We start from the raw sequence: 15,596 nt of genomic DNA, 5'->3' as shown, positions 1-15,596 counted from the left end.
TAGCATCGCGGCGTGGCACCTGGAGAGCACGAGACCGCGGCCGACGTCGACGTCCTGCTGGTGGGCGGCGGCATCATGAGCGCGACGCTCGCGTCGCTGCTGAGCACGCTGGAGCCCGGCTGGCGCATCGAGGTGCACGAGCGGCTGGACTCCCCCGCGCTCGAGAGCTCGAACGCGTGGAACAACGCGGGCACCGGCCACGCCGCGCTGTGCGAGCTGAACTACACGCCCCAGCGCCCCGACGGCACGGTCGACGTGACCAAGGCCGTCACGATCAACGAGCAGTACGAGCTGTCGCGCGAGCTGTGGCACCACCTGGCCGCCGCGGGCCGGCTGCCCGGCGGCGAGGACGCCGTCACCACGACCCCGCACCTGACGTTCGTCCGCGGGTCGCAGGACGTCGAGTTCCTGCGCCGCCGCTGGGAGGCGCTGCGCGCGCACCGGCTGTTCGCCGACCTGGAGTTCACGACCGACCCGGCCGTCATCGCCCGGTGGGCTCCCCTGCTCATGGCCGACCGGGCGGACGACGAGCCCGTCGCCGCCACGCGCGCCGCCTGGGGCACGGACGTCGACTTCGGGTCGCTGACGCGCGCCATGCTCGCCGACGCGGTCCAGCGCGGGGCCACCCTGCACACGAGCAGCGAGGTCACGCGGCTCAAGCGCCTGCGCGACGGGCGCTGGCGGGTCACCGTGGCGGACCGGCGCTGGAACGGTCGTCCGCCGCGCACGCTCACCGCCCGGTTCGTCTTCGTCGGCGCGGGCGGCGGTGCGCTGCACCTGCTGCAGCGCAGCCGCATCAAGGAGATCCGCGGGTACGCGGGCTTCCCGATCAGCGGGCAGTTCCTGCGGACCACCGCACCGCACGTGGTGGACCAGCACCGCGCGAAGGTCTACGGCAAGGCCGCGATCGGTGCGCCGCCCATGTCGGTCCCGCACCTGGACGCGCGCGTCGTCGACGGGCGCCGCGCGCTGATGTTCGGCCCGTACGCCGGCTGGAGCATGAAGTTCCTCAAGCGCGGCTCCTGGACCGACCTGCTGCGCTCGGTGCGACCCACCAACCTGGTGCCGATGATCGCTGTCGGCCTGCGCAACGTCGACCTGCTCACGTACCTCATCCGCGAGGTCACCACCGGCGACACCGCGCGGCTGCGCACGCTGCGCGCGTACATGCCGACCGCCGACCCGCGGGACTGGGAGCTGGTGACGGCGGGCCAGCGCGTCCAGGTCATCAAGCGCGGCAAGGGCGGTGGTGTGCTGGAGTTCGGGACCGAGCTCGTGGCGTCGGCCGACGGCTCGATCGCCGGTCTGCTGGGCGCGTCCCCCGGCGCGTCGACCGCGGTGGCGACCATGCTGGACCTGCTCGACCGGTGCTTCCCCGAGCGGGCCGACGCCTGGCGTCCGCAGCTGCAGCAGCTGATGCCCAGCCTGGGCGGCGGCGAGTGGGACGCGGCGATGGAGCGTCAGCTCGTGGACGACGGGACGCTCACGGGCGGACACTGAGTCCGTGCCCGACCACGCCCTTCCCGGCCCCGACGTTCCCGACCTCGGTCGTCCCGCCGACGACCTGACCGACGGCGAGCGGACGACCGACCCGCAGGAGACGCTGCCGGAGCCCGTCAGCGCGCCCATGCGCCACGCCAAGGTGCGGGCGTTCACCGACCACACGACGGTGGGTCAGGTCGTCGTGGACGAGGACGGCGCCGTGACCATCGGGTGCGCCTGCGGCATGACGCTGACGAACGGTCCCGGGTGGTCGCTCGACGAGCACATCCGCCTGCACCGCGCCGAGGCGCGGTTCCTCGCCCTGTCCGCCGTCGCCCCGGCGGGCATCCCCCGCCTGGTGCCGACGCCGGGCAGCACGGACGACTGACCGGCGCACCCTGCGGCCTCGTGCGGACGTCGCGGCCGGCCTCAGCCCCCCTGGCGCGCCGCGATGCGCGCCTGCACCTCGGGGCGGCGCAGCGGCGGCACCGTCGCCGGAGGCCGGCGGCGCTCGGGCAGCTCGTCGAGCAGGTGGGCGGTGATGTGCGCGATCTGCGCGACCGCCGCCTCGACCGGCCCGCGGGTGGCGTCGGAGAGCTGCTGCACGCCGGTCACCTTCCGCACGTACTGCAGGGCGGCCGCCTCGATCTCCGCGTCCGTGGCGTGCGGCTCCAGGCCGCGCAACGTCGTGATGTTCCGGCACATGCCTGCCGAACCTACGCCTCGGCGGGTCCCGTGGCGAGAGGGTCGGCGCCCGCCCGCTCCAGGCCGATCAGCGTGCGCTTCGCCGCCTCGCCCCCGGCGTAGCGGCCGGGCGACCCGTCGGAGCGCACCACCCGGTGGCACGGCAGCAGCAGCGGCACCGGGTTGAGCGCGCACGCCGTACCGACCGCGCGCACCGCGGCGGGCCGGCCCGCCGCCGTGGCGACCTGCCGGTAGGACGCGGTCGCGCCGTACGGCACGGCGGTCAGAGCCGCCACGACGTCACGGCGGAACCCCCGCGTGAGCCGCAGGTCCACCGGCACGTCGAACGTGCGACGCCGGCCGGCGAAGTACTCGTCGAGCTCGCGCAGCACCGGGTCCAGCCGGGTGCCGCCCTCCAGCACCCGCGGGCCCACGCGGGCGGCCAGGTCGTCGAGCGCCGCGGCGTGGCCCTGCACCTCGAACGCGACCCGGAGCACCCCGGTCTCCCCCGCCGCGACCAGCAGGCGGCCCACCGGCGAGTCCACCACGCGGTAGGTGACGTCGAGCAACCCGTCGGCCTGCGCCTCGGCGACGAGTCGGGCGTGCAGGCGGCGCAGCGTGGCCTGCTCCTCACCGGCGCGTGTCGTCCGGTCGGTCGTCATGGCTGGCCCCCGTCGTCGATGGTCGTGCCGTACGTGCGGCGCAGCGCGGCCACGCCGTCGGCTCCGGCACGCCGGGCCGCGGCGGCGCTGCCACCCACGAGCGCCGCGACGTCGGCGTACGGGAGCCCGCCCAGGTGGTGCAGCACCACGGCGCGCCGCTGCTTGGCGGGCAGCGCGCCGACCGCGCGCCACAGGTCGAGGTCACGGTCGCCGGGCAGCGGCGTGGGTGCGACCAGCGGGTCGCCGCCCAGCGCGCCCGGTTCGGCGGCGGGCGTCGCGTGCCGGGCACGGCGGCGCAGCTCGTCGATCGCCTTGCGCCGCGCCACCGTCACGAGCCACGCCTCGGCGTTCGCGTCGGGTGGGAGGGCCGGCCAGGCGCGCAGCGCGGAGAGGAACGTCTCGGACCACGCGTCGTCGGCGTCGCCAGGCCCGAGCACCGCGCGGCACACGCGCAGCACGGTGCCCCCGTGCGCGCGCACCACGTCCTCGAACGGTCCGGTCATCCCCACAGTGTGCAGACGCCGCGCCCCGCCGTGACGTGAGGTCCGGCGGGGCGCGGGTCAGCGCGTGCGGGTCAGCGCATCTGGGTGAAGGCGGCGGTGGCCGGGTCGGCGCCGATGCGCTCCTCGCTGTCCAGCGCGTCGATGGCCGCGACGTCCTCGTCCGTGAGGTCGAAGGAGAACAGGTCGAGGTTGGAGCGGATCCGCTCGGGCGTGACCGACTTGGGGATGACGATGCGTCCTGCCTGCACGTGCCAGCGCAGGGCCACCTGGCCCGTGGTGACGCCGAGCCGCTCCGCCACCGACGTCACGGCGTCGGCCTGCAGGTCCTTGCCCTGCCCCAGCGGCGAGTACGCCTCGACGGCGACGCCGTGCTGCGTGGAGGCGTCCTGCGTCGCGCGCTGCTGGAAGGTCGGGTGCACCTCCACCTGGTTGACGGCGGGCACGACGTCCGTCTCGCGCAGCAGCCGCTCGAGGTGCTCGGGCAGGAAGTTCGAGACGCCGATCGCCCGGACGGCACCGTCCGCGAGCAGCTTCTCGAAGGCCCGCCACGTCTCGACGTACAGGTCCTTGCTGGGCACCGGCCAGTGGATGAGGTACAGGTCGACGACGTCCAGGCCGAGCGCACGGCGGCTGTCCTCGAACGCGCGCAGGGCCTGCTCGTAGCCCTGGTCGCCGTTGCGCAGCTTCGTCGTCACGAACACCTCGTCGCGCGGCAGGCCGCACGCCCGCACCGCGGCGCCGACGCCCGCCTCGTTGTAGTAGCCGGCCGCCGTGTCGATGTGGCGGTACCCGGCCTCGAGCGCGTCCTCGACGGTGCGCTGCGTCTCCTCGGCCTTGACCTGGAAGGTGCCGAAACCGACCTGCGGGATCGCGATGCCGTTGTTCAGGGTGATGGTGGGAGAGGTCATGGGGTCACCCTCGCACCGGTGTCCGCGTCCGCGCGCGGGGACCGCCCGCCACGGTGCGCGGCGAGCGCCACGAGCACGCCGAACGTCGCGACGACCCCCGACACCGCGCTCAGCCCGCCGTACCCGACCAGGCCCAGCCACACACCGGCCAGGGCACCGCCGACGGCTCCGGCGAACGACATGGCGGCGTCGGACAGCCCCTGGACGGCGACGCGCTCGACGCCCGTCACGTCCGCGGCGACCGCCGCCGAGCCCGCCACCGTCGCGGACGACCAGCCCAGGCCGAGCAGCACGAGCCCGACCGTCACGCCCAGGGCGTCCCCTCCCGCCAGGCCGCAGACCGCCGTGGCCACCACGAGGACCACCAGACCGGCGAGGAGCACGGGCTGCGCACCGGCACGGTCGACCAGCGTGCCCATGACCGGCGCGAGCGCGAACATCGCGGCCAGGTGCAGGCTCACCGTCAGGCCGACGAGCTCGACCGACCCGCCGTGCTCCGCGAGGTGGACGGGCGTCATCGACATCACCGCGACCATCACGGCGTGGGCGACGACCACGCCCAGGACGCCGGCGAGGGCCCGGGGGTGGCGGCGCAGCGTGGCACCGGCGACCCGCACCGGGACGTGCCGGCGCACCGTCCCCTCGGCCCGCCCCGCGACGTCCAGCGGGTCGGGCCGCATCCCCACCTGCACGACGAGCAGCGCGACGAGCATGCCGAGCCCGGCCAGCACGAAGACACCGGCCAGCGGAGGCAGCCCGGTGAGCCGACCGACGGCACCGTCGAGGTGCACGAGGTTGGGGCCCACGACCGCGCCGACCGTGCTGGTCCACACGACCAGCGACAGGTCGCGGCCGCGCGTCGCGGGCGTCGAGAGGTCCGTCGCCGCGAAGCGCGACTGCAGGTTCACGGCGGCCCCGACCCCCAGCAGGACGCTGCCCACCAGCAGGAGCGCGAACGCGGACAGGACGACGGACACGACGACGAGCGTCGCGCCGAGCGCCGCCAGCGCCAGGCCGGTCGACAGCGCCGCACGCCGCCCCCGGGCCGTCGCCAGGCGCGCGAGGCCCAGCGACGCGAGCGCCGCGCCGAGCGTCGTCGCGGTCGTCACCCCGCCCGCCCACGTCGACGACCCCGACAGCGCGACCGCGAGCAGCGAGCCGACCGACACGGCCGACCCGGCGGCGAGCCCGCCGCAGACCTGCGCGGCCACCAGGACGGTCAGGGTGCGCCGACGCAGGCGCGGCACGTCGACGAGGTCACCACCGCCCGGACCGGGCCGCGCGGTGCCGGGCGCCGGCGGGCCGTCGGACGGGGTCACGGCACGACGCTAGCGGCGCCGTGCTGCCACGCCGAGCGCACTCCCCCGGTCTCAGGTCGCGCGACCCCGCAGGAACGCCCGCATCCGCTCCTTGCCCACCGCCGCGATCGCGCTCAGCGGGATCCCCGCCGGGCACACCAGCGCGCACTCCCCGTACGTCGAGCACGGCCCGAAGTCGTGCTCCATCTGGTCCACCATCGCCACGGCCCGGCGACCCCGCTCGGCACGCGTCTGCGGCAGCGCTGCCAGGTGGGTGAGCTTGGCGCCGGTGAACAGGGACGCGGAGCCGTTGGGGCAGGCCGCGACGCACGCCCCGCACCCGATGCACGCGGCGAAGTCCAGTGCCATCTCCGCGGTCTGGTGGTCGATGGTGGTCGCGTCCGCGTCCGGTGCGGTACCCGCGTCCACCGCGACGTGGCCGCCCGCCTGGATCACCCGGTCCAGCGCCGACCGGTCGACCACGAGGTCCTTGACGACCGGGAACGCGGCCGAGCGCAGCGGCTCGATGACGACGCGGTCGCCGTCCGCGAAGGACCGCACGTGCTGCTCGCAGGACGGCGTGTTGCCCTCCGGGCCGTGCGGCCGGCCGTCCACGTTCACGCCGCAGCACCCGCAGATGCCCTCGCGGCAGTCGGACTCGAACGCGACCGGCTCGCGGCCCTCGGCCACGAGCTGGTCGTTCAGCCGGTCCAGCAGCTCGAGCAGGGTCATCTCGGGGGTCGCGTCGGTGACGACGTAGGTCTCGAACGCACCGGGCGATGCCGCGTCGGGCTGGCGCCAGACGTCCAGGGTGAGCTTCACGCGTAGTTCCTCGTCTGCAGCGGCACGGTCTGGAACGTCAGTGGTTCGTCGTGCCGCACGAACCGCTGGTCGGGGGCGTCGGTGGCCGGGGACTCCCACGCGGAGACCCGGCACCACGTGGTGTCGTCGCGCAGCGCCTCGCCGTCGGGCGTCTGGTGGTCGGCGCGGAAGTGGGCGCCGCAGCTCTCGTCACGGTCCAGCCCGTCGACGCACAGCAGCTCGGCCATCTCCAGGTAGTCCGCGACGCGTCCCGCGCGCTCGAGCTCCTGGTTGAGGGCCGACCCCTCGCCGAGCACGCGGACGTCGCGCCAGAACTCCTCGCGCAGCGCCCGGATCTCGGCGATGCCCTGGGCCAGACCCTCGGGGGTCCGGGTGACCCCGGCACAGCGGTAGAGGATCTCCCCCAGCCGACGGTGGAACCGGTCGGGACCCTGCGTGCCGTCGTTCTTCAGCAGCCGCTGCGTCCGTGCGCGCACCGCCTCGAGCGCGTTCACGACCGCCTCGTGGTCCGGCGCCAGCACGTCCGACCCCAGCAGGGGCGCCAGGTAGCCCGGCACCGCGTACGGCAGGGTGAACCAGCCGTCGACGCACGCCGAGAGCAGCGAGTTGGCCCCCAGCCGGTTGGCACCGTGGTAGCCCCAGCCGACCTCACCCCCGACGAACAGCCCGGGGACCGACGTCATCAGGTCGTAGTCCGACCACAGCCCGCCCATCGCGAAGTGCGCACCCGGCGCGATCCGCATCGGTGTGCGCAGCGGGTCGTCGCCCGTGGCCTGCTCGTACATGTGGAAGAGGTTCGAGTAGCGCGACACCACGGTGTCGCGCCCGAGCCGTGCCACGGCGTCCGCGAAGTCGAGGTACACCGCGTTCCTCAGCGGCCCCACGCCGTGGCCCGCGTCGATCCGCTCACGGGCTGCACGCGACGCGACGTCCCGGGGCGTGAGGTTCCCGTACGTGGGGTAGCGCCGCTCGAGGTAGTAGTCCCGCTCGTCCTCGGGGATGTCCGCCGGGGCGCGGTCGTCGCCTGCGCGTGCGGGCACCCAGATCCGCCCGTCGTTGCGCAGCGACTCCGACATGAGGATCGTCTTGGACTGCCACTCGCTCATCAGCGGCAGGGCGGTGGGGTGGAACTGGATGAAGGCGGGGTTCGCGAAGTGGGCGCCGCGTCGGTGGGCGCGCCAGGCGGCCGTGGCGTTCGAGTTCTTGGCGAGCGTCGACTTGCAGTAGATGTTGCCGTAGCCACCGGTCGCCAGGACGACCGCGTGCGCGGTGACGGCGCGCACCTCCCCCGTGACGAGGTCCCGGACGACGATGCCCTGGGCGCGCCCGTCGGCGACGATCAGGTCGAGCATCTCCTGGCGTGTGTGGAGGGTGACGGTCCCCCGGGCCACCTGACGCAGGAGCGCGTTGGCGCCGGCCACCTGCAGCTGCTGGCCGGTCTGGCCACGGGTGTAGTAGGTCCGGGAGACCTGCACGCCGCCGAACGACCGCGTCGCCAGCCGGCCGCCGTACTCGCGGGCGAACGGCGCACCGATCGCGTTCATGTGGTCGATGACGCGGACCGACTCCTGCGCGAGCCGGTAGGCGTCCGCCTCGCGGCCGCGGAAGTCGCCGCCCTTGACGGTGTCCTTGACGAACCGGTGCACCGAGTCGTTGTCGACCTTGCGCGCGCGGGCGGCGTTGATGCCACCCTGCGCGGCGACGGAGTGCGCACGCCGTGGTGCGTCGTGGATCGTGAAGCACTCCACCTGGTACCCGAGCTCGCCGAGCGCGGCCGCCGCGCCCGAGCCGGCGAGGCCCGTGCCGACGACGATCACGGTGAACTTGCGGCGGTTGGCGGGCGCGACGAGGTCGTAGCGCAGCCGGCGGTCGTCCCACGCCTGCTCGGCCGGCACCTCGGGCACGCGGCCGTCGAGCTGCGCACCGACCCGGCGCACGTCCTCGGGGGTGAGCGTCGGTGCCGCACCGTCCGTGGCGGGGCCGGTCATGTCGCTGCCGGTCATGTCGCTGCCGGTCATGTCGGTGCCCATCGCGTCGGTGCCGGGTGCGTCGGTGCGGGGTGCGTCGGTGCCGCTCATGCCACGAGCCCCGTCAGGACCGCGACCGGGATGATCAGGTTGCCCACGAGGATCAGCAGGCCCACGCCGCCGGCGAGCGCCGCGCCCGTGGCGCGCAGCCTGCGTCCCGTGGCCCCGAGGTCGTTCACCACGCTCCACAGCCCGTGCGCAAGGTGCAGCGTGAGGGTCCCGATCGCCAGGACGTAGAACGCGGCGACGGCCGGCCGCTGGAAGGACGCGACGATGTTCGCGTACGCCTGCCCGGCGACGAACTCGTCGGTCGCGGCGGGACGTGTGCCCGTCGTGATGTCGAGGACGTGGAACACGATGAAGAAGAGCAGGACCGCGCCCGTGACGAGCATGCTGCGCGCCTGGAACCCACGCAGTCCCCTCAGCCCCTGGCGGCGGTGCGGCCCACGGGCGGTGCGTGCCCGGCGCCGCAGCACCACGCCGGCCGCGACGTGCGCGAGGAGGCTCGTCACCATGACGGCGCGGAAGATCCAGATGAACCAGCCGTGCGGCACCAGCGGGGCCAGCAGGTCCTCGTGCAACCAGTGGGCGTAGCCGTCGAGCTGCTCGGGGCCGAGGAAGATCTTGAGGTTCCCCACGAGGTGCACGACGGCGAACACCACGAGCACGAGGCCGGTGACGGCCATCACCGCCTTGAGGACCCAGGTCGCCGGGCGCGCCGGCGGGTTCGGGGCGGGCCGGGCGACGGCGGGGACGCGGTCGGGCTCAGGACGCGTGCTGGTCGGTACTGCCACCGCTGACCTCCGTGTCACGGACGCGCCGCCGGTGCGGGCGTCCAGCGCCTCGAGGCTTCCATCCCGCGCGGGAGCCGAGGTGGGACTGGAGTCCCCCGCTGGACGGCTCCCCTCTCGGACTCCGGGCTGGTTTTGTCGTCTTCCTGTGCCTTCATGGGCGCCAGGTTCCGTTATCAGCCCTCTCGACCCACCCACCGGCCCGTCCCCGGGCCCGTCACGGCCCGGCCCGACGGGCGTCGACGCTGCCCGGGCGAGCGTCGCCCTGTCGTGCGATGCTCGACGACCACCGGAGCAGACCCGTCACCACCCACGGAGGTCCCCCGATGAGCGACACCGACGACCGGACGTCCCCCGCGCTGCGCGCCACCCGCGCCCTCGAGCGCTCGGACGCGTTCGACGCCGTCATCGAGCGCTGGCAGCCCCGCGTCGCGGCCGCGCTGGAGGGTCGACCCGGGCTCGCTGCACGGCTGCACGGTCGGGACCTCGGGCACGCGCTCCACCCGCTGATGACCGACCTGCCGCTGGGCCTGTGGATGTCCGCCACCACGCTGGACCTCGTGGGGGGCGACTCGGCCCGACCCCATGCCGAACGGCTGCTCGGGCTCGGCGTCCTGGCCGCACTGCCGACCTCCCTCACCGGGCTGGCCGACTGGGCCGTGTCCGGCCGCCGCACGCAGCGCGTCGGGGCCGCGCACGCCGCCCTCAACTCCGTGGCGCTCGGCCTGTACGCCGGGTCCTGGGTGCTGCGGCGCCGCGGGGCGCACTCGGCCGGTGTGGCGGCCTCGCTGCTCGCGACGGGTGTGGTCTCGGCCGGCGGGTACCTGGGTGGTCACATGTCGTTCCGCCTCGGCTCACCGCCGCGCCGGCACAGCGGGCCGGCGACCACCCGCACGGTGCCCGATGCGGACGAGGTGGACGTGGCGCCCGCCCCGGGACCGCCCAGCACGACCCCGGACGCCTGACCGCGCGCCCGCGAGCGCCCGTACCGGCGCCGGGCCGCCGGTTCCGTCAGCCGTCGTGCCGGGGGCGCGCCGGCCCGGCGCCGGCGAGCAGAGCACGCACCTGGTCGTCCGAGGGCGGCGCGAAGTCCACGTACTCCTGCCCCACCGCCCGGAAGCGCCGCGGCCGGCGCACGCAGACCACGTCGTCGGCCGTCTGGGCGACCGCTGCCACGGCCTCCGCGGGCCCCACGGGGACGGCGACCACGATGCGCTCTGGTTCGTGGCGGCGGACCGCGGCGACAGCGGCACGGACGGTCGCCCCCGTGGCGATGCCGTCGTCGACGAGGACGACCACCTGCCCGGTCACACCCGGTGGGCGACGAGTGCCGCGGTAGGCGATCTCCCGACGCCGCAGCTCGACGAGCTCGGCACGGTGCACGTGGCGGAACTCCTCGGCGGTGACGTTCCCGCGCACCTCGATCCGGTGCTCGTGGACGAGCTCGACGTCGTCACCGATCCCGGCGATCGCACCCATCGCCACCTCGGGGTGGCCGGGCAGGCCGAGCTTGCGGACGACGACGACGTCGAGCGGCGCACGGAGCGCCTGCGCGACGGGCGCGGCGACCGGGACCCCGCCGCGGGGCAGCGCGAGCACGACGACGCGCTCGCCCGCGAGGTGCGCCAGGTGCCCCGCGAGATCCTGCCCCGCCGCGGCCCGGTCCGCGTACGGTCTCGTGCTCGCGGCCATGCACCCACTCCCCCACGCCGCACCGGAGCACCGCGACGTCCGCGCACGTCACGTGCGCGCCCGCACGTGACGTGCCCGGCGGTCTCGGGCCCGTCGTCGGCACCCCCGGGTCCTCGGGACCCGACGATCCGGGGGTGCCGCGTGCCGGGTGCCCTAGGCGGGCAGCGGCCCGTAGATCGGCTGGACCTCGGCCATCTCGATGTCGGCCGTCGCCTGGATCAGCGCGAGGAGCTCGGGGTCCAGGCCGGGCGCGAACTCCTCGAAGCGCTCCTCGGCGATGGTCATCGGCACACCGGCCGGCGCCTGCTCGCTGGCGTCGAGCTGGGTGCCGTCGTTCGACGGCGACATGCCCTGGAAGATCCTGCCCGCCTCCGACGCCGCGGTGAGGTCGAAGGAGTACTGCTTGCTCTGGAGCCCGAGGTCCAGGAGCTTCTTGACCTCGGGGAACTTCTCCGCGCTCGTCTTGGGGATGGGCAGGAGCTTGCCCCAGTCGACGCCGAGGGTCTCCAACGCGCGGGCGTAGGCGTTCTCGTGCGCCTGGTCCCGGACGATGAGGTACGAGATCGTCGACCTGGCGGTCTTGTTGTCCGTCATCTCGTAGATCCGGCACTTCTGCAGACGGCCGGTCGACTCGAGCATGAGGTTGTAGAGCAGGTCGAGCACGAGGTTGCCCGAGTTGTAGACGTACGACCCGCTCCACGGGTTGCCGGCCGCGTCGACCGGGAGCGCACCCTGGGCCGCGACGAGGTAGTGGTGGATGTTGCTCTCGTCCAGCGCGATCCCCAGGGGCGTGGCCCCGTCGGCGCCGGGCTTGTCGAGCGGGTCGGTCTTCTTGCCCTGGTACCGGGGCGAACCGTCCAGGAGCCGGGCGATGGTCGTCCCGATCAGCTCGACGTGGCTGATCTCCTCCGTCCCGATGCCCTGCAGCAGGTCGCGGTAGGGCTTGCCGGAGGGGCCCCGGAAGTTGATGCTCTGGAACAGGTACTGCATCATCGTCCGCATCTCGCCGAACTGTCCGCCGAGCCCCTCCTGGAGCGCGTTGGCGGCGGCCGGGTCCGGCTCGTCGGGGACGATCTCGTTGATCAGGCGCTGGACGTGCAGGTACATGGCGAGCCTCTTCCTGTGGTCCGGTGGGCCTCCACCTTCTTCCCCTTTGTCGGGTTCGGCATCTTGGGCCGCCCCGCGTGCCGCCGTCGGACGTCAGTGGTGGTGGCCGTGCCGCCCGAGCGTGTCCACCGCGGTCGCGCCGGGACGGGTCCACTGCGGCACGGGCCGGGTCGTCGGCCCCCACCCCGCGTTGCCGTCGGCGTCGGCCCTCCAGTACCAGCAGGGACCGTTCCCCTCGGGCCAGCCGTCGGGGTTGTCCTGCCACGCCTCGCCACGGCCGTAGGGCGTCAGGTCGAGCAGCCCGAACGACGAGTCGGCGACCTCGGTGCCGCGGCCCGTCGTGTCGTACGTCAGGTAGACCCGGTCCCCGTCGCGCAGGAAGCACGTGAGGTGGCCCATCTCACCGCCGACGGGCTCGTCCAGTCCGCGCACGGAGTACCAGGGCTGGGTGTAGCCCATGAAGTCGACGTACGGGGCGACCTCGTCCCACGGGCCGGTGGTCAGGATCGCGAACGACACCCCGCGGGCGTTGAGGTAGACGGCGTCCTTCTGCTGCCACGCGGTGACCGTGCAGCCCTCGCACTGCCCCTGGTGCGGCGCGCCGTCGTGCCACATGTGCTTGTAGACGACGAGCTCGTCGCGCCCCTGGAAGAGATCGCGGAACGGCACCGGACCCCCGGGTCCGACGACCTGGACGTCGGGGGCGAGCTCGACCATCGGCAGCCGTCGACGGTCCGCCGCGAGCGCGTCGCCCGCGCGGGTGTGGGCCTTCTCGCGGACCAGGAGCTCGTCACGCGCGGCCTGCCACGTGGCCCGGTCGACCACAGGCGGCCGGCCCGGGCGTGAGGTGGTGGGTGCGTCGTTCAGCGTTGTCATGATGTCTCCGCGGGGCTGTCCGTGCCGGGCAGCGGGGCCCGGCGTCCGTCGACGGTCACCAGGTCTGACCGGCGGCACGTGGTGAACTCATCGCCTGACGACCTGGCCCACCTGCTCGACGTCACGCAGCGGCCGGGGCGACCTCAGGACCGCGCCGACGCCGCGGTCGCCGCTCCCCCGTCGGCGACCGGCACCGTCGGGAAGGCCGCGACGTCGACGGGCGGACCCGGCGCGTTCCGGGACCGGTTCGTGGTGGTAGGTCCCAGGTCATGACCGCCCGTACCACCACGGGCGTAACCTGAAGAAGGATGCGTTCTCGGCCACTCGAGCAGGAGGCGGTCATGGTGGCGGACGGACCGGTGGTCATCGCTCTCGACGGCGGGCCGCACAGCGCGCACACGCTGCGGTGGGGCCTGCAGGAGGCCGAGCGGCGCGGCGCGGACGTGCTGCTCGTCCACGCGTGGCAGGAGCCGTACGAGGTCTCGCCGCTGGGGTGGTACGCGCCCTTCATCCCTCTGGGGCTGGACCGCGACGCGCAGGCCTACCTCGATGCACAGCGGGAACGTGCGACCGCCGCGCACCCCGGGCTGCGGGTCGACGCGCGCGCCGTCCAGGGGGCGGCCGTGCCGGCGATCCTCGCCGCCGCCGAGGGAGCCCAGCTGCTCGTGATCGGCGCGAGCGGCCGGGCCGACGGGTCCCGGCTGAGCAGCGTGGCGGGCCACGTGGCCGCGCACGCACCCGTCCCGGTCGCGGTGGTCCGCCAGGCCGCCGCGGACGGACCTGCCGGACCGGTGGTCGTCGGCGTGGACGGCTCCGCGACCTCGCTCGCCGCGGCACGGACCGCCGCACGTGCCGCGTCGTCCCGCGAGGTCCCGCTCGTCCTGGTGCACGCACGCCCGACCGTGGAGGACCCGTACGGCACCCACGACGCGCCCGTCCCGCTGCCCCCGGACGAGGCCGGCACCGCGCACCACGCGGCGTCCCGGCTGGCGCAGGACCTCCGGGAGGAGCACCCCGGTCTGCAGGTCGACGTCGAGGTGGTCGAGGACAGCCCCGCGCACGCCCTCGCCGCCCGGTCGGTCGGCAGCGACCTGGTGGTCGTCGGGTGTCGAGGGCTGGGCGCGTTCCGCGGCATGCTCCTGGGTTCCGTGAGCCACGACGTGCTCCGCACCGCCGCGTCGAGCGTGCTGGTCGGCCGCGCGGAGGCCTGAGACCGTCGGCCCGGGTCAGCCGGGCGGTCGCCCGAGGCGGCGTACCGCTGCAGGAACAGCGCCTCCGCCGTCGCGAGGTGCTGGATCTCGTCGGGGTCGACGCTCTCGTCGAGCACGTGGATCAGCGCGAGCGGCTCGTCCACGCCGAGGCGGCCCCCGTTCGTCGGGGCGTCCCTCTCAGCGGGTGCGGGGGCTGTCGCTCGCGGACCACCGGTGAGTCGAACGGCTCACCCGACACGGGCACCCACGCAGATCAGCGGCTGCCCCGGTCTCCCGGGACAGCCGCTGATCGCCGTTCTCCACGTCGGGCTGACAGGATTTGAACCTGCGACCCCTTGACCCCCAGTCAAGTGCGCTACCAAGCTGCGCCACAGCCCGATGGCTCCCGCAGAAGCCTCGAAGAGCCTACCGCACGTGACGCCCCTGTCCCGACCACCCGTCGCCTCCGGGTGCGGAGGCGTGCGGGCTCACGCCGTGGGGTCGCGCTCCTCGCGCCGCCGCCGCAGGACCTCGAGCTCGGCCGCGACCACGCCGAGCACCAGCAGGTCGACCAGCAGCCCCCACGACGCGTCCCACTGCGACAGCCGGAACAGGAAGAACTGCGTGACCAGCAGGCTCACGAGCACGGCGCGCCGGAACCACTGGTACCCGTCGACGGCGTCCCGCCCGACGCGGGCCAGACCCACCAGGCACAGTGCGACGCTCACGGCGCCGGCGACCAGCGCGCCGGCCACCACCCAGCCCGGGGAGTCGTCCCCGCCCCACCACCGGGCCACGGCACCGGCCACGGTGACGCCGGAGGTGCCCACCAGCGCCAGCACAGCCAGCCACGGCACGAACCGGGCACGGACCAAGGTGTGCAGCACGCGCACGACGCCCGATGCGACCGCGTCGACCGGGTCGGGCAGCTCGGCGTGGTCCTCGTCGATGCTGCGCAGCAGCGCACGGGTCTCCCGCGCACCGGGCACGTCACCGGCGTCGGACAGACGAGCCTCGGCGCGGTGCCGCGCGGCCGGGGTGAAGCCCCCGACCACACCCGCGACCGCCTCGTCGACGGCGCCCGCCAGCGCCTCGCGCGGGTCGGGCGGCCGCCGGCCGTGCAGCGCCTCGGCCACGATCCCCAGGCCCACGACGGTGGCGTAGATGATCGCCGCGGTCGGCTCGTAGAAGTAGTCGTTGTCCGACGTGACGAACTTGCCGACCTCGTCGACGAACAGCCCGAACCCGATGCCGCCGACGAGGGCGCCGAGCGGGCGCAGCACCGGCCCCGCGAACGACAGCAGCATGAGGAACGCGACCGCCATCAGCAGACCGCCCCACAGGACGTGGGCGATGTGCAGGCCGTCGCCACCGAGCTGCGGGTACCCGGTGGCCGCCAGGAACGCGCGCGTGACCAGCACCGTCGCGGCCGTGGCCACGAGGAACGTGCCGAGGTGCCGGGTGGCGCGGGGGTCGCGCGGCAGGCCGAGCCGCAGCAGCACGTGCGTCGCCGTGCCGGTGCGGCGGTCGGCCTGCCGGTCGCTCACCGCAGCG

At 74.6% G+C, this 15,596-nt stretch carries 16 protein-coding genes and 1 tRNA gene; 4 read left to right on the top strand and 13 right to left on the bottom strand.

The window, feature by feature from the left end; all coding sequences use genetic code 11:
• Positions 1-12 precede the first annotated feature (12 nt).
• Complete coding sequence (mqo, locus tag J1G43_RS10005) at positions 13-1,500, top strand: malate dehydrogenase (quinone) (protein ID WP_207378388.1); 1,488 nt, start codon at positions 13-15, stop codon at positions 1,498-1,500.
• A gap of 4 nt (positions 1,501-1,504) precedes the next feature.
• Positions 1,505-1,870, top strand: a complete 366-nt coding sequence (locus J1G43_RS10000; protein WP_249670533.1) for a hypothetical protein — start codon at positions 1,505-1,507, stop codon at positions 1,868-1,870.
• A 41-nt stretch (positions 1,871-1,911) separates the two neighbouring features.
• Here J1G43_RS10000 and J1G43_RS09995 read toward each other — a convergent pair whose 3' ends face one another.
• The 8 genes from J1G43_RS09995 to J1G43_RS09960 form a co-directional block, all read right to left on the bottom strand.
• Positions 1,912-2,187 (bottom strand): DUF2277 domain-containing protein, encoded by a 276-nt coding sequence (locus tag J1G43_RS09995; RefSeq protein WP_207342221.1) that lies wholly within the window; start codon positions 2,185-2,187, stop codon positions 1,912-1,914.
• Positions 2,188-2,198: 11 nt separating this feature from the next.
• Entirely contained in the window at positions 2,199-2,828 is a 630-nt protein-coding gene (locus J1G43_RS09990; protein ID WP_207378387.1) for a methylated-DNA--[protein]-cysteine S-methyltransferase, read from the bottom strand.
• On the bottom strand, positions 2,825-3,331 hold the full coding sequence (locus tag J1G43_RS09985; protein WP_207342219.1) for an RNA polymerase sigma factor: 507 nt from the start codon (positions 3,329-3,331) through the stop codon (positions 2,825-2,827). Before J1G43_RS09985 ends, J1G43_RS09990 begins: the two co-directional genes overlap by 4 nt.
• Positions 3,332-3,402: 71 nt before the next feature.
• Positions 3,403-4,239, bottom strand: coding sequence for an aldo/keto reductase (locus J1G43_RS09980; RefSeq protein ID WP_207378386.1), 837 nt, complete (start codon positions 4,237-4,239; stop codon positions 3,403-3,405).
• Positions 4,236-5,558 carry an MFS transporter gene (locus J1G43_RS09975; RefSeq protein WP_307859543.1) on the bottom strand — a complete coding sequence of 441 codons (1,323 nt, stop codon included), beginning with the start codon at positions 5,556-5,558 and terminating at the stop codon, positions 4,236-4,238. Before J1G43_RS09975 ends, J1G43_RS09980 begins: the two co-directional genes overlap by 4 nt.
• Before the next feature lie 51 nt (positions 5,559-5,609).
• Positions 5,610-6,359, bottom strand: coding sequence for a succinate dehydrogenase/fumarate reductase iron-sulfur subunit (locus J1G43_RS09970; protein ID WP_207370447.1), 750 nt, complete (start codon positions 6,357-6,359; stop codon positions 5,610-5,612).
• The gene (locus tag J1G43_RS09965; RefSeq protein ID WP_207378469.1) at positions 6,356-8,347 is read right to left on the bottom strand and encodes a fumarate reductase/succinate dehydrogenase flavoprotein subunit; all 1,992 of its coding nucleotides are present in this window, start codon (positions 8,345-8,347) and stop codon (positions 6,356-6,358) included. The genes J1G43_RS09970 and J1G43_RS09965 overlap by 4 nt, the downstream gene beginning before the upstream one ends.
• Before the next feature lie 86 nt (positions 8,348-8,433).
• Positions 8,434-9,180 carry a succinate dehydrogenase cytochrome b subunit gene (locus J1G43_RS09960; RefSeq protein WP_207342214.1) on the bottom strand — a complete coding sequence of 249 codons (747 nt, stop codon included), beginning with the start codon at positions 9,178-9,180 and terminating at the stop codon, positions 8,434-8,436.
• 323 nt (positions 9,181-9,503) lie between these two features.
• Here J1G43_RS09960 and J1G43_RS09955 point away from each other — a divergent pair, with 323 nt between their 5' ends.
• Positions 9,504-10,142, top strand: coding sequence for a DUF2231 domain-containing protein (locus J1G43_RS09955; protein ID WP_207342213.1), 639 nt, complete (start codon positions 9,504-9,506; stop codon positions 10,140-10,142).
• A 46-nt stretch (positions 10,143-10,188) separates the two neighbouring features.
• Here the strand turns inward: J1G43_RS09955 and J1G43_RS09950 are convergent, their stop codons facing one another.
• The 3 genes from J1G43_RS09950 to J1G43_RS09940 form a co-directional block, all read right to left on the bottom strand.
• Positions 10,189-10,869, bottom strand: a complete 681-nt coding sequence (locus J1G43_RS09950; protein ID WP_207342212.1) for a phosphoribosyltransferase — start codon at positions 10,867-10,869, stop codon at positions 10,189-10,191.
• A gap of 153 nt (positions 10,870-11,022) precedes the next feature.
• Positions 11,023-11,976, bottom strand: coding sequence for a manganese catalase family protein (locus J1G43_RS09945; protein WP_207342211.1), 954 nt, complete (start codon positions 11,974-11,976; stop codon positions 11,023-11,025).
• A gap of 93 nt (positions 11,977-12,069) precedes the next feature.
• Positions 12,070-12,852 (bottom strand): DUF899 family protein, encoded by a 783-nt coding sequence (locus J1G43_RS09940; protein ID WP_207342210.1) that lies wholly within the window; start codon positions 12,850-12,852, stop codon positions 12,070-12,072.
• A gap of 308 nt (positions 12,853-13,160) precedes the next feature.
• Here J1G43_RS09940 and J1G43_RS09935 point away from each other — a divergent pair, with 308 nt between their 5' ends.
• A complete protein-coding gene (locus J1G43_RS09935; protein WP_207370450.1) occupies positions 13,161-14,063 on the top strand; it encodes a universal stress protein in 903 nt (300 codons plus the stop codon).
• Between the two features lie 304 nt (positions 14,064-14,367).
• On the opposite strand, the gene J1G43_RS09930 is transcribed toward J1G43_RS09935, so the two are convergent.
• A tRNA-Pro gene (locus J1G43_RS09930) sits at positions 14,368-14,441 on the bottom strand.
• Between the two features lie 89 nt (positions 14,442-14,530).
• Complete coding sequence (locus J1G43_RS09925; protein WP_207342208.1) at positions 14,531-15,589, bottom strand: hypothetical protein; 1,059 nt, start codon at positions 15,587-15,589, stop codon at positions 14,531-14,533.
• Positions 15,590-15,596 lie beyond the last annotated feature (7 nt).

The sequence above is a fragment of the Cellulomonas sp. zg-ZUI22 genome (genome assembly GCF_017353535.1).
In the GTDB taxonomy this organism is placed as follows: domain Bacteria; phylum Actinomycetota; class Actinomycetes; order Actinomycetales; family Cellulomonadaceae; genus Cellulomonas; species Cellulomonas wangleii.
Note: the sequence above shows the minus strand (reverse complement) of the source record. Positions and strands in the feature narration are given on the sequence as shown.